Raw genomic sequence first — 20,871 nt, forward strand, 5'->3', positions numbered from 1 at the left:
ATAAAGCTGGTCGGTGAGAACGCCGAACAGTGGCTGAATAGTAGACTGGTTGGTGATAACACCGACCAGAGTACCAACCAGAGGGGACTACCTCCTCATTGTTAATATGTTAACAAATAAATAACATACCTGTGCCGATAGTTTGGAAGATTAACAGCTATCTTTAATTGTATTGCAATTTCCTGTTTTACACCGGTTTAAATAAAAATTCAACCTTGAATCAAAATTTATGACTTGGAAAAAATTTAATGGAGAAACCATCGAAAGCCCGATCCTTGAAGAAGTTGAGCATGCTATCGAACGCGAATCTGCACTGGGTAATAAATTAAAAGTTTGTATCGGCACAGATTCCCAGGTAAAAGGATCAATCATCGACTTCGCGACTGTCATTGTATTCTTAAGAGAAAAGAAAGGTGGATTCATGTATATCCACCAGGAGCGCTCTTCCTTGAGAATGGGAATTAAAGAACGCATGCTTTCAGAAGTCCAGAAATCAATCGAATGTGCCTATTCCCTTTGTGACCTGCTTGATCTTTATGATGTAGATCTGGAAGTTCATGCTGATATCAATACGAACCCGAATTTCAAATCAAACATGGCACTACACGAAGCTATGGGATATATTTTAAGTATGGGCTTTGTATTTAAAGCAAAACCAGAAGCCTTTGCCAGTTCAGCTTGCGCTAATAAGCTTGTTCAGTAAACAAAAAAAGCCATTGTTTTTAGGCAATGGCTTCTTTGGTGAATGATAATTGGTTTATGATGATTTTAGTTTAGTGTGTTCAGTAACGATCTGCCTCACATTCTCCATGTCTTCCTCCATTTCATCCTCTACTTCCTTTTCATAGATAAATCCATGGCTACTTACTAGCAGTGTGCCTTGTGTGTATTTTTCATTATGCTGGGTTGAATCAAGTCCCTCCTCCTCTTCCTCAGAGCTTACACGCATAGGTTGTAATAAATTGATGAATTTGAAGATACCATAAGAGACAATAAAACTATAGGAAACTGTGATAGCAACTAATTTAAGCTGGGTAAAGAAAAACTCATGATTTCCATAGAACCATCCGTCAGAACCCGCAGGGTTAACTGTTTTTGTAGCCAGCAATCCGGTTAATAATAAACCTACAATACCACCTACTCCATGGCAAGGGAATACATCAAGTGTATCATCCAGCGTAGTTTTTGTTTTCCAGTATACAGCAAGGTTTGAAATTATCGCTGCCACAAAACCTATAAAAATACTCTGTGGAATGCCTACAAATCCGGCACCTGGAGTTACAGCTGCAAGACCGACAACCGCACCGATACAGAAACCAAGTACTGATGGCTTTTTACCTCTCACTACATCGAAGAACATCCAGGATAATCCTCCTGCTGCTCCTGAGACATTGGTTGTTGCAAAAGCGGATACTGCGAGGGCATTAGCTCCCAGTGCGGAACCAGCATTAAAGCCAAACCATCCAAACCATAGTAGACCTGTTCCTATCAAAACATAAGGAATATTTGCAGGTGGAACTTCTTGTCCGTTAAGATGTGTTTGTCTGCGTTTTAATACCATCGCACCTGCTAAAGCGGCCATACCTGCAGAGATGTGAACAACAGCACCTCCTGCAAAATCAAGTCCACCCATTTTAAATAAAAACCCATCCGGATGCCATACCCAATGTGCGATTGGCGCATAAACCAGCAAACTAAACAGAACTATGAATAAAATATAAGAGGTAAAACGAATACGTTCTGCAACTGCTCCAACCACTAAACCAGGTGTTATGATCGCAAACATTAATTGGAATAAGGCAAATAATGTTAAGGGTATGGTTGGCGCCAGACTCCAGGGCTCACCTGAATTCACTCCCTGGAAGAACAGAAAAGTTCTTGGATCACCAATAACACCACCGATACTCTCTCCAAAAGAAAGGCTGAATCCGACGGTAACCCAAAGGATACTTACGACCCCGGCAGCAACGACACTCTTAATCATTGTTGAAATCACATTCTTGCGATGAACCATTCCACCGTAAAAGAATGCTAAACCTGGTGTCATAAGGAAAACCAGAGCCGTAGCAACCAGTAACCAGGCGATATCAGCTCCGTTATACTTGCCGGTATCGGCAAAATCCGGAAGAGAAGGAACAAAAACTGCAGCTATAGCTATGCTGGCAAGAATTAAAAATGGCAAAATTTGCTTTAGTCCGACTTTCATGATAAAATTTCTTATTAACAGAACAAAATTTTAATTATTTGATACAAATGTATAATCATTTTGAATAAAATCATTATTATTTCGATACTTTTTTAATAAAATATACAATTTTTAAGAATTTTATAATTCAAAATGAAATTTTAACATATAAAATATTCTATAAATAGAATGAAATTTAAAATTTTACAAATAAAAACATTAAAAATCATGAATTTTAAGATTGAATTTCGGAATTTCAATTGAAAATTTAAGAATTTATGAAAAAAAGGTGAAGATTTTGAAAAAATAAGCGCCAATTGGATATGAAGGGTTGAACCAAATGTCACTGAGTTAAGATTCCGGTTAGGCACAATGGTTCCCGCGAAGGCTGGGAACTCCACAATTTTTCAAACAACGTGATTCGCAGGCAGGCTGTAACCCCCACAATCCCCAAACAATCCTTGTCACCACGAAAGCGGGAACCAAAGAGCATAACCGTACTCTTAAATAATAACATTGCCCTTCAGGGTCGAAAAACAAAAACTTTTACCAGACACCAGTGATATTTCAAAATCCTTTCCTTCTTTTATTTATTGCATCCAGCAAAAACTGATTAAATTTATTGGTACAAAAAACCCAAACCGTGAGAATATTCTGCCTCTTCCTTTTGCTCTTAGTTTCCGGAGCAAGTGCATCCGCACAAAGTAAAAAATTTGAGTTTATAGCCTTCGGGGATATGCCTTATCGTCTGCCTGATGATTATGCCCGTTTCGAAAATCTAATCAAAGAGGTTAATAGAGAAAAGCCCGCCTTTAGTGTGCATGTTGGCGATTTTAAATCAGGTTCAACTGTTTGTTCTGACGAATATTTTAATAGGATCTTCGGTTATTTTGAAAGCTTTTCCAGACCATTAATATACACTCCGGGGGATAATGAATGGACAGATTGCAACCGGGAAGCAGCAGGTAAATATGATCCGCTGGAGAGACTGACCTTATTGAGAAGGATGTTTTTTAAGGATAGCAAAAGCCTGGGACAGAAAAAAATACCGCTAAGTACTCAGAGCAGTAATCCTGAATTTGCCAGATATGTTGAAAATGTAGCCTGGGAGCATGGCGGGATTCAGTTCGCCTCGGTTCATTTAGTAGGCACAAACAATAATTTTAAAGGGACAGACAATACTGAATTTATAGAAAGGGAGAAAGCTAATTTAGCCTGGCTCGATGAAATTTATGCCAGGGCTTCTGACAAAGCAGGTTTGGTTATGTTTACCCAGGCTGATATGTTCTACAGCAGAACTATATCTCCGGCCTACCAAAAGATTATTGATAAATTATCTCAGCTCAGCAGGCAATATGGCAAACCAGTGCTCTGGGTCAATGGCGACTCACATCGTTTTATTGTCGACAAGCCCTTGCTGAATCCTGATAAGCGATCTACCATTCTTAATTTTACCCGTTTACAGGTTTTTGGAGATGCCGATATCGCCACAGTTCATGTGACTGTTAATCCACGATCGAAGGAATTGTTTACGATCAGGCAGATGTTGTTGGACTGAAGTTTCAAACTCATCATTTTGGACTTTTCCTTATATAATCGATCAAAACAGTGATCAGATTGTTTATATCACCATTTAATCCGTCAGGCTGAATCCACTGCTTACCATTCACATTTTAAGCACCCTCATTTTTTTTCGCACTCAGTAATGCTGCTTTTAATTGCAGGGTCCTATTCCCCATTACATCAGCCTCATGCTCTAAGGATTTATCATCATTGATATTTACCTCATCCTTTATTTGCATGGTAGGTTTTACTCTGCCCTGCTTTTGCTGAACCACATGCCAGGCTTCATGGGGCAGGTGCCTTTCCTCTCCTGTTGCTAAGTGAATATCAGTCCCCTGAGCACAGGCGTGTGCCTGCAATTGTGCCGGCTGCGGAGAATATAATGCACTTTTACTTCGTCCATTGAGTACCCCGAAAGATTTTCTATGCCTGATTTCAGATTATCAGGTAAGCCAGTGTTATTTTCCTGCTTCAGTTTGGATTCAGCAATTCCTGTCTGACCAACCTGCTCAGCATCAGCAGAACCTGTATTTTTTTACCTCTTTTCGACGTGTGAATTTTCATAATATCTGTTACCAGCCTGGATCTGGATCAAATCAAATCCTGCAGAATTAAATTTATTATTAAGAAATGGAATCACAAATTCAATTCCTTGATTCAGGTTTACGATACTCTCTATGAAAGGTTTAATTCTCTCACAACAGCTATTCAACACTAAAAGGCCCTCTACTAACCATCTGTCCCACCCTGTACACTGCATAAATTTTCCTTGTATTCTGAATGTTCTCAAGCGGATTTGCATCCAGAATAAGCAAATCGGCAATCTTTCCCTTTTCTATGCTACCATAATCCTTCTCAATCCGCAGAACCCGGGCAGCATTTAAAGTAGCTATACGGATCGCCTCCAGCGGACTCAAACCGGCTTCAACCAACAATTCCAATTCCAGATGTTCGGCAAAGCCCTGAGCACGGATAGGAAAGGCTCCTGAGTCGGTACCCAGCGCTACCAGTACACCTGCATCATGGAGTTTTTTCACATTCTGAAGGGCTACCCTGAATGCTGCAGCACTTCGGACTGCAGCAGCTGAAGCTTTTTGTTCATTCTGGTAGGATGAGGAAGAAATCATTTCATACACCCCTGGTTCGAGAGCAGCCTTAAAAAAGGGATCCTCGAGCCAGTTTGGTTTTGACATATAAGCATGTGCGAACTTGTCGAGCGCAAGTGTTGGGATGTATGGGATCTTTCTGGCTTTCATCTGAGCGATCAATGCATCGTCCACCAGATTATCGCGGATACTGTGTCCGAACACATCTATTCCGGAGCTGATGAGCTGACGGGCATCAGATAAATAATACACATGTGCTGCCACCCTGCGCTGATACCGATGTGCCTCCTGAATAATCTTTTGATAAATAGCAGGCTTCATTTTGGTTTGAGGCGAACCATCAACCCAGATCTTCACCATCGATGGATTAAGTCCGTTAAGTTCTTTCATCATTCCCGGAACTTCATACGCAGAAACGGGGCGGTATAAATTCCCCATAAAAGATTCCTTCCTGACAGATGGGTCGGGAACATTAAAACCATATCCACCAGAAAAAAGACGGGCACCGGGTAAAAGACCTTTCATTAAAGAATCCCGAAACCCGTTTTCATACAATAAAGGTCTGTCGGTGCCCAGCGTTTGAACTGTACTTATGCCATAATCCAGATATTTTTTTAATTGTGCCAGTACGTTCTCCCTTGTAAAAAATGTACCGCTTTGAGCATTCCCACTGATCACCCCGACATGAACATGGGCACTGATCATTGCCGGCATCACTGTCTTTCCCTGAAGATCAATTATACGGGCTCCGGCACTTTTTAAACCTCTTCCAATGGCTGCGATGCGCTGCCCTTCAATCAGAATATCCGTATTCGCCTGGACTGTGCCACCCCTGCCGTCAATCAGATTGAGATTCTTTAGCAGGATTCCTGTTTGCGCAGATTGCTGGGCAAATGTATTGGATGCAGTAAAAAGCAGAATAAAGAAACCAAACTGCCGGAACAACCCGCCCATATATTGAAAAAGCTCGTTCATTTTAAACAGGTAATTGCAGATTATCTGCACATTTAAACAAAATTTAAGAATTTGATAATCAAGCCTCCTGCCAGAGTTGCTGCAATTTCAGGAGATCTCTTTTCATATGAGCAAAAATGATCTGCTTATCTGTTGAAATACTGCTCGCTCCATGTTCAGCTCCACCCATTGGATATTCATAGTGCAGGGATACCGGGACCTGTATGTTGAATTCCTTCAACATCTTAAAATAGGCTTTAAAATCAACCATTCCTTCTCCCAAAGGTACATTCTCAACAACCCAGCTCCCATTTTTCTTCAGCCAAATGCAATCTTTTATGGCCAGAATTTTAACATGAGGATGAATTAAATTGAGCCCGTTTTTCCATGACATTCCTCCTTCAACCACGGCATGACGAATATCATACTGTACACCCATATTCCGCTGATCAGCATTTTTAAGTATCTCCCACAGCTCCCATATCGAAGCCCCGGCAAGGTTCCCCGAATGGTTTTGATAGCAACCTGTAATATTGAGTTTTCTGTTTAAATGACTTATCTCCGTCAGCGTCTTTTTGAATTGCATCATAGCCTCAGGAATACTTTTCCCCTCGGGATATTTGAGCCAGTTCATGCGATAGTATTTAACGCCAAGTCCGGAAGCAGTCTCCAGCAATTTTCTATCGGTAGGATCATTAGCATCCTGAACAGCGGTAGTAATCATTGTTGTAGCAAGACCAGCTTTTCGAATGGCCTCCATTGCTTTTGGCAAATCTGTTTCCACCCGTTCGGGTAAAACATGACCTTTGGGACGCACCGTAAGATCTACCCCATTAAAACCTATTTCGGCTGCTGCATCAGCCATGTCATTGTAGTTTAAAAATTGCAGGTGCTTGGAAAAAACAGAGACATTTAAGGGCTCAATAACTTTTTTACTCCCAAGCACATCTGCAAAAAGATCGTTCGACATAAAAGGAAGCAGAGTACCGGCAATAACAGAACTCTTAATAAAATTTCTCCTCGACTTATTATTTTCGGTATCCATAAAGCATTAAGAATTAATTGTTTCGTGTTAATTTCTGGCATTAAAAGAGACCTTAATTTACGCTTTCTCTTTGAATTTTATTAAAAATTCGGAAACAAAAACCACTTCGAATATATACCAATAATGCTGTTCGACATGTTCCGCAGGCCATGTCGAATATTCAGATAATGCGGGTTTGAAACCCACTCTGAATTCTCATAACTCATTCAACTATGATGTTTGTCCGAATTCCTTTTCCCAGGCATTAATATTATTCATCGTAATTTGAGCGATTTCCTGTAAAGCCTCCCGGGTTAAAAAACCCTGATGAGGTGTGATGATCACGTTTTTATGATTGATAAGCTTTTGTAGTAATTTATCTTTATCAATGTCATCACTATGATCTTCGAAAAAAAGCCCTTTTTCAAATTCATAAACATCCAGGCCAAGGTATCCGATTTTCCCATTTTCAAGTTTTGCCAGAAGATCTTCAGATTTGATCAAAGCTCCACGTGAGGTATTGAGAAGCATGACTCCATCTTTCATTTGTGACATAGTTTCCTGATTAATCAGGTATCGCGTACTTTCATTTAATGGTGCGTGTAAGGATATAATATCAGATTGTTCTAAAAGGATCTCTAAGCTCACTCTCTCGATTGCATCCATCACCATTTTCTCATTAATATCAAAGGCAATCACCCGACAGCCTAATCCTTTAAAAATTGCTGCTGTCGCTTTTCCAATGCTTCCTAAACCAATAAGACCCACTGTTTTACCAAAGAAATTAAAGCCAACGTGCTTTTCAATCGTGAAATTATAATCCTGAACGAGTCGGGAGGTATCAATTAGTTTTCTGCTCAATGCCAATGCCAGCATAACCGCCTGTTCTGCAATAGCTTGTGGCGAATAGGAAGGGACATTAGCGACTTTAATCCCTCTCTTTTCTGCGGCTTTTAAGTCGATATGATCAGTTCCCGAAGAACGGGTGAGGATATATTTAACACCCATATCGGCCAGGGCATTGATAACAGGCTCAGAAGCATCGTCTGAAGTAAATATTATTACAGCTTCCGCACCCTTAGCCAGACCGGCAGATTCAAGTCCTAAAGGCTGTGACTTTAAGATAATCTCATGCTTCATGCTGTTCGCACTTTCGAGATACTCTATTTCAAAGGAGCTGACACTATAGACAATTAAATGCATTATTGAATGGGGATTTTTGAAAAGAAATTTATGTTGAAGAGAATCTTTGCTCCGGCAAAGAAGCAAATGGATAGCCTTTGTTTCAAATATAAATTATCGGATTGATAAATTGAGCGCATTTAACACAATGCTGTGTCTCCTACAATAGGCCAGTTTTCTTGTTGGCAGTTAAAGGTGATGAGCCGATTATGAATTCTATTCGGCTCAAATATACAAAAAATATGAGCCGATTACCTTAATTAATCGGCTCATAGAAATATTAGCAATAATGTAGCTATGCTTATTTTGAATCAGCAGCAGTCAAAATAGCCCATTAAATGTATTTTTGGCTGGTAATAGAGTTTTCAACAACCCTCATTTGTACTAAATACTTTCTTTATAAATCTTATAATTCTTTGGCGGCAAGCCTTCAGCAAAACCGATTAATATGAAAACAGCATTTGAACCTAGCGCAGATGCCGGGAGCCGGATCCTAATTTTAGGGACCATGCCCGGCGAGCGATCTCTGCAGCTTCAGCAGTATTACGGACATGCCGGGAATCACTTTTGGAAGATCATGTTCAACATTCTTGAACGTCCGTTCAGCAGCAACTATGCGGAACGAAAAAAATTGCTTACAGATCATAAGATTGCATTATGGGATGTGCTTCAAAATTGCGAAGGTGAGGGCAGTTCTGATAATGCAATAAAAAATGAAATACCAAATGATTTTAAGACTTTCTATAATCAATATAAAGACATTAAGACCGTTTTCTTTGCAAGTAAGAAAGCAGAGGACTTTTATAATCGTTATGTTATTAAAAGCCCGGTTCGAAGCTATCATGTATTACCCTCCCCAAGCCGCGCAAATACCTGGAAAACATATGATCAGAAAGCAAAGGAATGGAGAATTGTTCTCGAACATTTAAAATAGGGAACAAATTGAGAGCGAAAGAAATGAAAGCCAAAAGCTTAATCAGTAACAGCTTCACTTAGATACTTTTTATCTTTCAGCTTTGCGCTCAATTCAGTCTTCTGCTTAATGCCATTTCTACCTGCTTAAATAATTGGACAGGCTTTAGATTTCGCCAGGCCATATCATCCAGGTTTCCGCCGAAATTGATGTAGTAATCAATATTGTTTCGTCTGAATTCACTGATTACATGTTCTCTGAAATTAATACCTGCAATCCAGCCTTCTTCCACATCCTGAAACCATTCTTCATAATAACAGTCATCGGATGAATGAAAGTTAAGTATGTTTTCTCCAATCAGGATGAATTTATCGATTCCTTCAATGACCATCAAATCCAGAATTTCCCGCTTGAGTGTCATGATATCATTGTGAAGGGCATCGTTCCATTCACCCATGAACTCGATGATTGCATAGCCTTTTTCATAATCGGCATACAAAACTTTGAGATATAAGGTTTGAGAACCAAAGAAATCCCATTGGGGATGAATCAGATAATTATAAATCTGCTTATCGAATTCAAACTCATTATATTTTGTTTCAAAAAATGGCGAAAGCGCATCTTCTGAAGCAATATAATCGTCCCTCCATCGGTAATATGGTTCTATTTCATGCATTTTTTGAAATTATAGTTCTGATGAGGCAGCATTGTCAACTGCTTTGCGAACGCTTCCGTGTCGTTCGAGAAGCTTTTGTGCTGTGCCTGAATCCAGACCGGTTGCCTGCATCACCATGTTAATTGCACGGCCAACAAGTTTTACATTGCTAAGCCGCATGTCAACCATTTTATTCCCTTTTACCCGACCCAGACGGATCATCGTGGAGGTACTGATCATATTCAGGACAAGTTTTTGAGCCGTTCCTGATTTCATGCGGGTTGAACCTGTGACGAATTCCGGGCCGACAACCACCTCAATCGGATGTTTGGCTTCGGCAGCTACCGGACTTCCCGCATTGCATACAATACAAGCAGTTTCAAGCCCGTTTTCATTCGCCTTTTTTAATCCCCCGATAACATAGGGTGTGGTTCCGGATGCTGCAATTCCTACAAGAACATCTTTATCTGAAATATTAAACTCCAGTAAGTCTTTCCATGCCTGCCCCCTGTTATCTTCAGCATTTTCAACAGCTTTTCGGATCGCTTTATCTCCTCCGGCAATAATTCCGATCACCATGTCAAATGGCACACCATAGGTTGGCGGACATTCGGATGCATCGAGTATGCCCAGCCGTCCGCTAGTACCTGCTCCAATATAAAACAGTCTCCCTCCTGCACTGATTTTTTCAACAATTACATTGACGACCTTTTCAATTGCCGGAATTGCTCTCTCAATGGCAAAAGGCACTGTTTTGTCCTCATTATTCATTCCCTGCAGTAATTCTGCAACAGACATTTTATCGAGATCAGTATAGTTGGAATCAGCTTCGGTTGTTCTTTTCATGTTTATTTTTTACGACTACAAAAATCGGAATATTATCTTTTAGCTGATCAATTAATTTGCAATAAAAAACCCGCCCTGAATTTTCAGGGCGGGTGCTAATTCTAATACTTTCTATTTTTTAAAGAAATATCTCAAATCCTGCAGTAATTAATCTTGGTAATCCAACCCTGATTCCTTCAGGCCTTCTGCTGCTGATATATCTTTGGTCTGTCAGGTTTTTTACAGACAAGTTCAGGTTTGCATTGGTTTTAGGAATACGATAATAAGCATTTGCATCAACAATGTATCTGCTGTTGATCTTTCCGGTTCTTCCATTTGCCGATGGAACTTCGCTGTTGATCTCATCTGTAAACTGTGAACCGATATAATTTCCTGAAACCCTGAAACCAAAACCATTCTGAAGATTTATGCCTGCAGCATTCCAGATCATCAGATTGGCTGCGTATGGCAGTTTGTTCTCTTTTACATTGACTGTGATGCCATTTGCCGAAATGAAACGGTCATTGCTATACTCAGAACCCTGAACAGTGATACTGCTTTCAAAAGTATAGGAGTTTTTTAATCCTGCCATTTTTCCAAGATCAATCTGGAAGCCTGCTTCAATTCCTTTGTGAAGGGTTCGCCCTCCATTAACCACACCGCTGGCATTCGAATTACCTGAGGAATTTGAAACCGGAATGATCTGATTCTTGAAGTCGAGTATGAAACCGGTTAATTCGGCATTGAAATAATCGTTTAACTTAATGCGCGTACCTAACTCATAATTGGTACTCAGTTCAGCATCCAGGTTATAGGGTACACCCGTAGCAGTGATCGCATCTTTAATTCTTGGAGGAGCGAAGCCTTTATGTATCCCGGCGAACAGATTAATCCTGTCATTTGCTGAGTAGTTGATTCCGGCACCTGGGATCAAAGCCATGGTGTTGTCTTTAGCAATGATACTGGTGTCTCTGATCACGTTGTTTACTCCATTAATGCGATATCTTCCGCGAAGTATTTCCCTTTCGTAATCAAAATTCTCCAGTCTAAGTCCGGCATTTAGTGAAAGTTTTTTAGTCAGGTCGAACCTGTTCTGTGCATAGGCACTGAAAGCATAGCCGGTTCTTACCTCTTTATCCCTCAATGTGCCCTCGGCCGTATTTGCATTGCTGCCTACAATAAATTGTTCGTCGGCTTTTTCATATAAATATCTTGCACCTGTTTCAAGTACGTTTTTGATATTAAACAAATTGTGCTTAACACTCAATCGCGGCTCTATTCCTGCAACCTGAAACTGCCTGTTTCGGTTACCGGTTGAGTTTAACATATAAACCGCTCCATTGCTGACAGCCGGATTTCCCCATTGTACACCTGTTTGGTTTGCCGAAGTTGAACTGAACGAGAAATCTTGTCTTTGCCAGTCGCGGGTTGTTGTGTAAGCAAAAGCAGTTGTTTTTAAACTGATATTATCGTTGAATTCAAGCTGGTGCGTAGCACTTCCGGAAAGGCGTTTTACCGGAAGATTATCATATGGCGACATGCGGACAAAATCCTGATCACCCTGATTAAACATGGTTTGAGTTAAACCAATATAAGTTGAGTTTGATTCCTCCTCGTAGTAGCCAAGCTTGAGCCCAAGATTTGATTTTGAATTTAATTCGTATCTGATTTTTGCTGAAAGGTCATTCAATCTGAATTGTGTCGGACCCAAATCATCCGCTCTTTTGTGCAGGTAAGAAACTAAAATTCCGGCTTTTCCGATGGTATTGCCATAGGTTCCAAATCCTGAGAAAAATCCTCCTTTTGCTCCTGAAATTTTGATACGGGCAATTTCCTGTGAAGGTGGGTCAGCGGTAAAGAAATTGACTATTCCTCCAATGGTTTGCGGACCGTAAAGAATCTGCCCGCTGCCTTTCAGAATCTCGATACCCGACATTTTGTCGATCGATGGGGTGAAGTACATTTCAGGTTCTCCGTATGGGCCTAAAGCAATTGGTACACCATCTTCAAGCATCAGAACATTTCGGCTTCTGTCGGGATCAAGGCCGCGAATACTGATATTCAGACGTAATCCCGCACCTTCCTCATCAACCACATTTACTCCCGTTACTTTGCGTAATACTTCATTGGAGGTAAGGGGGGCAGTTAATCTAATCTCACGGGAATTCAGAACTGTCGCTGAACCCGGGACTTTGCTGATTAAGCCATCCCGCTTTCCGATAATCACAATCTGAGGCATTTCAATAATTGTGCTGTCGGCAAGTTTTAACCTTTGATCAGCTTGTTTTATCTGAGCAGTGGCATTTTGGATAAGTATCAGGGCAAATAATAGAGCTAAAATCCGCTTCATCTTAATTAGACTAATTTTAAATTGTCTGCAATATTACAAATTGCGATTTAAAAAAACAAATTATTTAGAATCATTATTAATAACGTTTTTAATGATTAATTTCTGTGCTTAAGCCACTTGAAATTCAATAAATTTGATGCCTTAACAAGATGAAAGCCAGAACCAGAAAAAATATTTTAATTGCTGCCGGATATTCGGCTGTGTTGATTGGAGGGCTTTGGCTTGGACCTAAACTCGTTCGCGAAAATCAGAACTCGAAAAACGGTTCTTTTCTGTCTTTCGGGCTTTCTGGCCGTTCGTCTAAAGTTGAAAAGGTAATCCGGATTATTAATGAGAATTATGTCGATTCTGTGAAGCTGGATACAGTGGAAGACATGGCCATTCAGGAGATACTGAAGCATCTTGATCCTCATTCTGCCTATCTGGCTCCCGAAGATGCGCAGCTCCTCAGCGATGATCTGGAAGGGAATTTCAATGGGATTGGTATCGAATATTATATATTGAATGATACATTGCTGATTACTTCTGTAAAACAAGGGGGGCCAGCATATAAAGCAGGAATAAAACATGGGGATAAGATTCTGGCTATCAATAAGAAACCGGTAGCCGGGATAAGGGTCACTTCCAGGCATATTGTTGATCAAATCAGAGGGAAGAGAGGTTCGTCAGTTGAACTGCTCGTTAAACGGGATACTGCCCGTAAGAGCTTTAGTATGCTGCGCGACAGGATTACGGTTAGTAGTATTGATGCAGCATATATGCTTACCGGACAGAGCGCTTATATCAAGATCAGCAAATTCGGAGCTAGAACGGACGAGGATTTTCATGCCAGTCTTGTAAAGTTGAAGAAGCAGGGCATGAAGAATCTGGTTCTGGATCTTAGGGATAACGGCGGAGGATACCTGAATTCGGCGACAGCACTTGCGGATGAATTTCTTGGTGACCAGGAGTTGATAGTTTATACCCAGGGTCTGCACGAACCGCGAACAGATTATTTTGCCAGTTCGAAGGGCGATTTTGAAAATGGTAAACTGGTGGTGCTGATTGATGAGAATACTGCTTCGGCGAGTGAGATCATTGCAGGAGCCGTGCAGGATCTTGAGCGTGGAACGATCATCGGAAGACGTTCTTTCGGAAAGGGCCTTGTTCAGGAGCAATTTGATTTTGGTGATGGGTCTGCATTAAACCTTACGATTGCACGATATTATACCGCATCCGGCAGATCCATTCAGAAGTCGTATAAAAAGGGTAATGATGCCTATTACAGCGAGGTAAAAGACCGTTACCGGAATGGAGAGCTAAGTTCTGATGGAAAAACCCTTGGCGACTCACTCTATAACAAGAGCAAGACATACACTACAAAATCGGGTAAAGTTTTATATGGCGGGGGCGGCATTATGCCCGATATTTACATTCCCGTAGATACCACCGGATACACAGATCTTTATTACGAGCTTTCAGCAAAAGGGATATTGAATGATGTTTTGTATAACCATCTGCTCAGACAAAATCAGGTTTACCAATCAACAGAAGAGTTGATTAAGAATTTCAGACTGAGTGATCAGGATATCAAGAAACTAATCCAGATGGCTGCCAAACGAAATGTTAAGGCAGGCGAAACTCAGATCGCTTCATCCAGAAAGGAAATCGAAACCCAGCTCAGAGCCCTCTTAGCCCGATACCATTTTGGAGATGAAGGGTTCTACAAAGTGCTGAATTCCGGAGACCAGGCTATCAGCCGATCGCTGGAAGTTTTGAAAGATCCCTCCCTTGTGATGGGCTATTGAATCGAATCAACTGTAATTGTGTCCATACTCAGTGAGTCGGTTTCCATTGCAGCATTGAGCATAGAGTCGGCTGCAGCCACTTCCGCAAGTGAATCCTGTTTTGCTTTTTCTGCCTGATCAGCACCGCTATTACATGAAACTGCAAATAAACCTGCTGCAAGAACTGTAAAAAATAATCTCTTCATGATTAAATATTTTAATTTGTTTAATAATTATTTCTGTCTAAAGAAAATCTGAATTGGCACTCCAGTGAAATCAAAATGCTCACGAAGTTTGTTTTCAATAAAACGTTTATAAGGTTCCTTGATGTATTGTGGTAAGTTACAAAAGAATGCAAACATTGGTGAACTCGCATTGATCTGGGTTACATATTTGATCTTGACATATTTCCCTTTTACAGCCGGTGGTGGGAAGTTTTCAATAATTGGTAACATCACATCATTCAATTTTGAGGTAGGGATCTTTTTAAGTTTATTTTCATAAACCTTCGATGCTGCCTCAAGGGATTTGTAGATCCTTTGCTTTTCTACTACTGATGTAAATACGATTGGCACATCGGTAAAGGGAGCAATCTTATCATAGATCTGTTCTTCAAATACACCTGTTGTTTTAGTGTTTTTCTCGATAAGATCCCATTTATTAACTAGTATAACAACACCCTTTTTATTTTTCTCGGCCAGGTGGAAGATATTGATATCCTGCGATTCAATGCCTTCAATAGCATCAATCATCAGAATAATCACATCAGCTTCCTCCAGTGCTTTGATTGTACGCATCACCGAGTAGAACTCAATGTTCTCCTTAACTTTTGTTTTCTTACGCAAACCAGCGGTATCGATCAGCATGAATTCGTGCCCGAACTGATTGTAATGGATATGTATCGAATCGCGTGTTGTACCTGCAATAGGGGTAACAATATTTCTTTCCTTTCCAATCAGGGCATTGATCAGGGATGATTTGCCAACATTTGGGCGACCAACAATTGCATATTTTGGAAGCTGGTTTTCTTCTTCAGCTTCTTCTTCAAAATGTTTGATCACTTCATCAAGCAGTTCACCGGTACCAGAGCCCGACATGGAAGAAAGCGGATATATTTCACCTAAACCAAGGCTGTAAAATATGCTAGCATCCGTAAGGCGCTGGTTATTATCCACCTTATTCACCACGACGAAAACCGGTTTTTTACTGCGGCGAAGAAGCTTGGCGATATCATCATCAAGATCAGTCACGCCGGTAACCACATCAACCATAAAAAGGATGACTGTAGCTTCTTCAATAGCGATCACCACCTGCTCACGAATGGCGGCCTCAAACACGTCGTCAGAGTGCGCCACGTAACCACCGGTATCAATTACTGTAAAATGCTTGTCGGTCCACTCAGCGACTCCGTAATGCCTGTCGCGGGTTACTCCGCTAAAGTCATCCACGATGGCTTTACGCGTTTCGGTTAATCTGTTATATAATGTAGATTTCCCTACGTTGGGGCGGCCTACGATTGCTACTATATTACTCATTTGCTTTTGATCCAAGATCCAAGAGCTAAGATGCAAGACAATTAAGTCTTACTCCATTCGCACTTCAACCTGATATGTTATATTTATTATTCTAGGAGCCTGTAATTCTTGATTCCCGGCTCTTGGTTCTATTTAATCCTCGTATCAAGAATCTCTTCTATATTCTAAATCGGTAATCGTAATTATTTGTAAATCATTCCAAACTAGCTACCATTTCCTATCTCAATACTCTCTACTCAATACTCACTACTAATCTTCGTATCCAAACGATTTCAAATAATTCTTCCTGTTTCTCCAATCGGGGATAACCTTCACGAACATTTCGAGGAACACTTTTTTCTGAAGGAATTCTTCCATGTCTTTACGGGCATAGGTTCCAACCTTTTTAAGCATTTCACCCGCTTTACCGATGATGATGTTCTTTTGCGAATCACGTTCTACAATGATCTCAGAACTGATGCGTATTATTTTCGGTTCATCTTTAAAAGCGGTGATGATCACTTCTGTACTGTAAGGGATCTCTTTATCGTATAATTTGAAAACTTTTTCGCGGATGATCTCCGAAACAAAAAAGCGTTCGTTCTTATCAGTCAGGGTATCTTTGTCATAATAAGCCGGATGTTCGGGCAGATTATCAAGAATGAATTGCATTACTGCGGGAACATTATGATCATGAAGTGCCGAAACTGCAAAAATAGCTTTAGGGTTCAATTTTCCCTGCCAGTAAAGGATCTTTTCCTTAACCAATTCCTCGCTTGATTTATCGATCTTGTTGATAACCACGGCAATAGGTGAGCTGGTCTTAGCTAATTTCTCAATTACATCAGCTTCATCATATTTTTCATTGATATCGGTGACAAATAAGACGATATCTGCATCGACAAGAGAGCCATTGACAAAACTCATCATGGATTCCTGCATTCCATACACCGGTTTGATTACTCCTGGGGTGTCCGAAAAAACGATCTGATATTCAGGCTCGTTCACGATGCCCAAAATGCGGTGCCTCGTAGTTTGTGCCTTTGGAGTGACTATTGACAGTTTTTCTCCTACCAGAGCATTCATCAGGGTTGATTTCCCAACGTTTGGTTTCCCTATCAGACTAACAAATCCGGCTTTATGAGACATGTAAAATTTATTTTAAAATTTATTTGGACTGCAAAGAAACGAAATATATCTTTGCAGTCCAATTTAAAAGCAACACAGAGACGTTCTTTAAGCTTAAAATTGTCACAGTGCGGGCCTCGCCCGCCGGTTCATAACCGTTAGAATATGATACAGTGCGGGATGGAGCAGTTGGTAGCTCGTCGGGCTCATAACCCGAAGGTCGTCAGTTCGAGTCTGGCTCCCGCTACCTAAGGTAGGATTAAGCTGAAAGCATAAAGCGTAAAGCTGAAAGCATAAGCAAGTAATAAGCATCTCCGGGAAGCTTTTACCTTTTACCTGATAAGCTTTTAGCTTTAAAGGCCCGTTCGTCTAGGGGTGAGGACGCCAGATTTTCATTCTGGAAACAGGGGTTCGATTCCCCTACGGGCTACTGGAAACAATAGCAAAACACATTAAAAGCCTGCAAATCAGATGATTGCAGGCTTTTTTGTTGGAATCAATTTGCCAAAATATGCATGTTTTCGCATAATTCTGGTGAACAATCCGGTGAACACTTTTTCAAGGAAATAGTGTTCACCAGAAACGATGTAATAAACTGACAATCAGCATGTTCAATCAATGAACATCTTGCGGGAGGGGGCTGCGAAAGGTAAATTTGTTTTACGTTTTAACCCCTTTTATTATGTTCACCACCTTCAATGTGCTTTTTTACCTTAAAAAGCGAAACTCAAATCAGACGGGGCCACTCCCCATTTCTCTAAGAATCGGCGTAAACGGACAGCGCACGGAAGTATCTGTCGGACGCGAATGGGAAGCTTCCCGCTGGAACTCTCATGCCGGAAGAGCTAACGGAACGAAAGAAGATGCCCGTGCACTTAATGCCTTTCTTGACAGCCTCCAGGCGAAATTAAGCGGATGTCATCACCTGCTGATGGAAGCCGGGAAAGAGATCACCGCCGAAAATTTGCGCGACATGCTGACCGGCAAGAAAAGGCAAAAGTCGAAAATGCTGCTTGATGTTTTTAAGGAGCACAATGAAAGGATTGAGGCACTGCTGGGCAATGGCTTTGAGCCGAATACCCTAAAAGGCTATCGCACCACCGTTAAGCACCTGACTGCTTTTATCGGCTGGAAGTATAAAGCAGAAGATATTGAGCTGAATAAGCTGAACCATGCTTTTATTATCGACTTTGAGTTTTACCTACGCAGTGAATGTAAGATCAGTGGTGTTTCGGGAGCCAAATACATTAAAAACCTTAAAAAGATCGTGAATAGTTCCCTGGCGCATGGCTGGATACCCACAAATCCCTTTATCAATTATAAATCGAAAGCAAAGGCAGGCGAGCGGGTTTTCCTGACCAAAGACGAGCTGGAAACCATGTGCACGAAAAAAATCGGCATTGAGCGGATGGCTCAAGTGAGGGATATTTTTCTTTTCTGCTGCTATACCGGGCTGGCCTATATAGACATCAAAAAACTTAAACGCTCTGAAATAGGTGTGGGGGTAGACGGCGAAAACTGGATCTTCACTACCCGTCAAAAGACGGACACGTCTTCCCGGATACCTTTGTTAGGCGTTGCTCTGGAGATACTGGACAAATACAAGGATCATCCTCATTGTGATGCTGATGGAACTCTTCTGCCGGTACTAAGCAATCAGAAAATGAATGGCTACCTGAAAGAAATCGCAGACATTTGCGGGATTACTAAAACGCTGACCTTCCATATTGCAAGACATACATTCGCTACCACAGTAACTTTAAGCAATGGCGTGCCTATAGAAACGGTTTCCAAAATGCTAGGACATACAAATATTAAAACAACGCAGCATTATGCGAAGATTTTGGATATTAAAGTGAGTGATGATATGCGGATGCTAAAAGAGAAGCTATCAATCAAGTAGCAATCAGGCTATAGCATTATTGTTATAGCCTGAATCTTCAATCTGAATTTTTCCAGTCACGTAATCATAAACTGTAAATCAGCAAATTATATTTAATGTCCGGATTCCAGTCACGTAAAAACGTCATACTTGATGCCTTAAGATTAAGAATATTTTTGTTAAGGACTTATTCCAAATCTATTGATCAGTCCTGTTCATTTTACCGCTTAAGCAGCAAACAGCGGATAGCCGGACGGGTGTCAAGGCCGGGCAAGCCCATGAAAATAATTAAAAACCGCCCGCTCTGTATAGCCTTTACGCCTGTCCGGCGTGGCTAAATTTGCAGAGGCGGTGAAATTGGATTGACTTATTATAATATTATTTCTAATCTCATTTATCAAGATCGAATTGGTATTAGGTAGAAGACCATTTCCGAAGCCATTCAGATTCGTCCAATCCCACTCTAGATAATTGAGACGCGTATAAATTAGCAACACGTTGCGCATGAGCATCTTTTAAATCCATTACCCATTCAAAGAGTTGATCGTTATCCTTATCGTATTTTTTATGCTTTTTGTAATATTCTGGAATGAAGTAATATTTTAAACCCTTACCAAATCTCCTTGCCACCACCATTTGTTCTTCTGTTGCCAAGAATCTAATAGTTCTTATGCTATGTGTATCATAATTAACCTTAAGCTTAATATAGTTATCTCCTGATTTGATAAGAAAATTAAACTTATTCTCATTCAAATTTAATGGTAAAAAAAGAAATCTTCTTGACTCACTTCCAAGTCGGACACTATCACATTTTTGTTGAAGACAAAACCAAAACTGACCAGATTTTACCCCTCGAATAATTGTACCTAAAGATAACTTAGGTTTATAAGATGCTGTTGCATAGTTACTTTTGTGATGGGTTAAAATCGAAAATTTTTCATTGGTGTCTTTAGGAATGAAGTTATCAGGAGTAAAATATAGCGTTACATCCTTCTGGTTTTTAAATTCATCAGCAATATTTTTTTCATTAACCTCAATGTTTGGCAATTGCTTAACCCAAGCCTTATTTATAGCAAGTTTAAAGCCTTCATTTTGCCAAATTTTTAGATTGCTTTTTCTTATTCGTATGGCTTGTTTCTTGACTTTTATCTCCTTTTCTGAGAACTCATTACTTTGTAGCCAAAGTTTAATAGGTGTGTAAGAACAATGTGCAATTACATTGTCATAATCTAAAATTGAAGAAAAACTATCAACTAGTGATTGCTTTAATAGATCACCAGCATCATCGAGAGTGGGCAACAAGGCCCGGTGCGATAAAAAAGCAGGATCAATTTCTTTGTTATATATGCTTAAAATTTTGTAAGTGTTGTTTCGCAGGCTTGTTATAGATTTTAGTGCTACATTTGATACCAAACCCGAGGTCATTTTGGTGAATTCATCTAATATGTAGTCAGGAAGTTCGTCATAACTTTTAACACGATCGTTTAAATTTTGCACGTGTTTAAATTTAGTTTTAAGATTTCCGGATTCGTCCAATTCATTATCTGCTTTTGCAACCACTAAAATTTTAACATTGCCTGTTGAAACCTCACAAAATGCTTTTGTAACATTATTGATATCAGACTCTAATAGTTTGTCGTATATTTTATCAGTAATTTCTTCCAAGGCTATATCCCCTGTATAAACTAGTGTTAAGTTAAATATATTATGACGTAATAAAAATATATTGTATATTCGTAAAACAATCAGTTATGATACGATATACAATTAAACTCAGTAAAGGAGAAGTTGAGGAATTGATGGAGATCGTAAATAAAGGTTCCC

17 protein-coding genes and 2 tRNA genes are annotated in these 20,871 nt (G+C 40.2%); 7 read left to right on the forward strand and 12 right to left on the reverse strand.

Annotated elements, in window-relative coordinates:
* The first annotated feature begins 229 nt into the window (after nucleotides 1–229).
* Nucleotides 230–703 (forward strand): ribonuclease H-like YkuK family protein, encoded by a 474-nt coding sequence (locus Q8M41_RS18055; protein WP_305366709.1) that lies wholly within the window; start codon nucleotides 230–232, stop codon nucleotides 701–703.
* A 54-nt stretch (nucleotides 704–757) separates the two neighbouring features.
* Here the strand turns inward: Q8M41_RS18055 and Q8M41_RS18060 are convergent, their stop codons facing one another.
* The gene (locus tag Q8M41_RS18060; RefSeq protein WP_370870534.1) at nucleotides 758–2,206 is read right to left on the reverse strand and encodes an ammonium transporter; all 1,449 of its coding nucleotides are present in this window, start codon (nucleotides 2,204–2,206) and stop codon (nucleotides 758–760) included.
* 622 nt (nucleotides 2,207–2,828) lie between these two features.
* On the opposite strand from Q8M41_RS18060, the gene Q8M41_RS18065 reads away from it, so the two are divergent.
* On the forward strand, nucleotides 2,829–3,743 hold the full coding sequence (locus Q8M41_RS18065; protein ID WP_305366710.1) for a metallophosphoesterase: 915 nt from the start codon (nucleotides 2,829–2,831) through the stop codon (nucleotides 3,741–3,743).
* 115 nt (nucleotides 3,744–3,858) lie between these two features.
* On the opposite strand, the gene Q8M41_RS18070 is transcribed toward Q8M41_RS18065, so the two are convergent.
* From Q8M41_RS18070 to Q8M41_RS18085, 4 genes are all read right to left on the reverse strand, one after another.
* Entirely contained in the window at nucleotides 3,859–4,107 is a 249-nt protein-coding gene (locus Q8M41_RS18070; protein ID WP_305366711.1) for a DUF4157 domain-containing protein, read from the reverse strand.
* Nucleotides 4,108–4,452: 345 nt separating this feature from the next.
* Nucleotides 4,453–5,829 carry an amidohydrolase family protein gene (locus Q8M41_RS18075; RefSeq protein ID WP_305366712.1) on the reverse strand — a complete coding sequence of 459 codons (1,377 nt, stop codon included), beginning with the start codon at nucleotides 5,827–5,829 and terminating at the stop codon, nucleotides 4,453–4,455.
* Nucleotides 5,830–5,887: 58 nt separating this feature from the next.
* The gene (locus tag Q8M41_RS18080; protein WP_305366713.1) at nucleotides 5,888–6,853 is read right to left on the reverse strand and encodes a sugar phosphate isomerase/epimerase; all 966 of its coding nucleotides are present in this window, start codon (nucleotides 6,851–6,853) and stop codon (nucleotides 5,888–5,890) included.
* 210 nt (nucleotides 6,854–7,063) lie between these two features.
* The gene (locus Q8M41_RS18085) at nucleotides 7,064–8,035 is read right to left on the reverse strand and encodes a 2-hydroxyacid dehydrogenase (protein WP_305366714.1); all 972 of its coding nucleotides are present in this window, start codon (nucleotides 8,033–8,035) and stop codon (nucleotides 7,064–7,066) included.
* Between the two features lie 427 nt (nucleotides 8,036–8,462).
* On the opposite strand from Q8M41_RS18085, the gene Q8M41_RS18090 reads away from it, so the two are divergent.
* A complete protein-coding gene (locus tag Q8M41_RS18090; RefSeq protein ID WP_305366715.1) occupies nucleotides 8,463–8,948 on the forward strand; it encodes a DNA-deoxyinosine glycosylase in 486 nt (161 codons plus the stop codon).
* Nucleotides 8,949–9,036: 88 nt separating this feature from the next.
* Here Q8M41_RS18090 and Q8M41_RS18095 read toward each other — a convergent pair whose 3' ends face one another.
* From Q8M41_RS18095 to Q8M41_RS18105, 3 genes are all read right to left on the reverse strand, one after another.
* Nucleotides 9,037–9,603, reverse strand: coding sequence for a hypothetical protein (locus Q8M41_RS18095; RefSeq protein ID WP_305366716.1), 567 nt, complete (start codon nucleotides 9,601–9,603; stop codon nucleotides 9,037–9,039).
* Between the two features lie 9 nt (nucleotides 9,604–9,612).
* Nucleotides 9,613–10,428 (reverse strand): N-acetylmuramic acid 6-phosphate etherase, encoded by an 816-nt coding sequence (murQ, locus tag Q8M41_RS18100; protein WP_305366717.1) that lies wholly within the window; start codon nucleotides 10,426–10,428, stop codon nucleotides 9,613–9,615.
* A gap of 118 nt (nucleotides 10,429–10,546) precedes the next feature.
* On the reverse strand, nucleotides 10,547–12,757 hold the full coding sequence (locus Q8M41_RS18105; RefSeq protein ID WP_305366718.1) for a TonB-dependent receptor domain-containing protein: 2,211 nt from the start codon (nucleotides 12,755–12,757) through the stop codon (nucleotides 10,547–10,549).
* A 149-nt stretch (nucleotides 12,758–12,906) separates the two neighbouring features.
* On the opposite strand from Q8M41_RS18105, the gene Q8M41_RS18110 reads away from it, so the two are divergent.
* Entirely contained in the window at nucleotides 12,907–14,544 is a 1,638-nt protein-coding gene (locus Q8M41_RS18110) for a S41 family peptidase (protein ID WP_305366719.1), read from the forward strand.
* On the opposite strand, the gene Q8M41_RS18115 is transcribed toward Q8M41_RS18110, so the two are convergent.
* From Q8M41_RS18115 to era, 3 genes are all read right to left on the reverse strand, one after another.
* Nucleotides 14,538–14,729 (reverse strand): hypothetical protein, encoded by a 192-nt coding sequence (locus Q8M41_RS18115; RefSeq protein ID WP_305366720.1) that lies wholly within the window; start codon nucleotides 14,727–14,729, stop codon nucleotides 14,538–14,540. The two genes, Q8M41_RS18110 and Q8M41_RS18115, sit on opposite strands and share 7 nt — an antisense overlap.
* Before the next feature lie 27 nt (nucleotides 14,730–14,756).
* The gene (gene der / locus Q8M41_RS18120; protein ID WP_305366721.1) at nucleotides 14,757–16,058 is read right to left on the reverse strand and encodes a ribosome biogenesis GTPase Der; all 1,302 of its coding nucleotides are present in this window, start codon (nucleotides 16,056–16,058) and stop codon (nucleotides 14,757–14,759) included.
* Nucleotides 16,059–16,307: 249 nt separating this feature from the next.
* The gene (era, locus tag Q8M41_RS18125; RefSeq protein ID WP_305366722.1) at nucleotides 16,308–17,186 is read right to left on the reverse strand and encodes a GTPase Era; all 879 of its coding nucleotides are present in this window, start codon (nucleotides 17,184–17,186) and stop codon (nucleotides 16,308–16,310) included.
* 153 nt (nucleotides 17,187–17,339) lie between these two features.
* Here era and Q8M41_RS18130 point away from each other — a divergent pair.
* From Q8M41_RS18130 to Q8M41_RS18140, 3 genes are all read left to right on the forward strand, one after another.
* Nucleotides 17,340–17,412 (forward strand) — tRNA-Met (locus Q8M41_RS18130).
* A gap of 111 nt (nucleotides 17,413–17,523) precedes the next feature.
* A tRNA-Glu gene (locus Q8M41_RS18135) sits at nucleotides 17,524–17,595 on the forward strand.
* Nucleotides 17,596–17,847: 252 nt separating this feature from the next.
* The gene (locus Q8M41_RS18140) at nucleotides 17,848–19,068 is read left to right on the forward strand and encodes a site-specific integrase (RefSeq protein ID WP_305366723.1); all 1,221 of its coding nucleotides are present in this window, start codon (nucleotides 17,848–17,850) and stop codon (nucleotides 19,066–19,068) included.
* A 393-nt stretch (nucleotides 19,069–19,461) separates the two neighbouring features.
* On the opposite strand, the gene Q8M41_RS18145 is transcribed toward Q8M41_RS18140, so the two are convergent.
* Nucleotides 19,462–20,712, reverse strand: coding sequence for a hypothetical protein (locus tag Q8M41_RS18145; protein ID WP_305366724.1), 1,251 nt, complete (start codon nucleotides 20,710–20,712; stop codon nucleotides 19,462–19,464).
* Nucleotides 20,713–20,871: the final 159 nt, after the last annotated feature.

The sequence above is a fragment of the Daejeonella sp. genome, from assembly GCF_030684675.1.
In the GTDB taxonomy this organism is placed as follows: Bacteria; Bacteroidota; Bacteroidia; order Sphingobacteriales; family Sphingobacteriaceae; genus Daejeonella.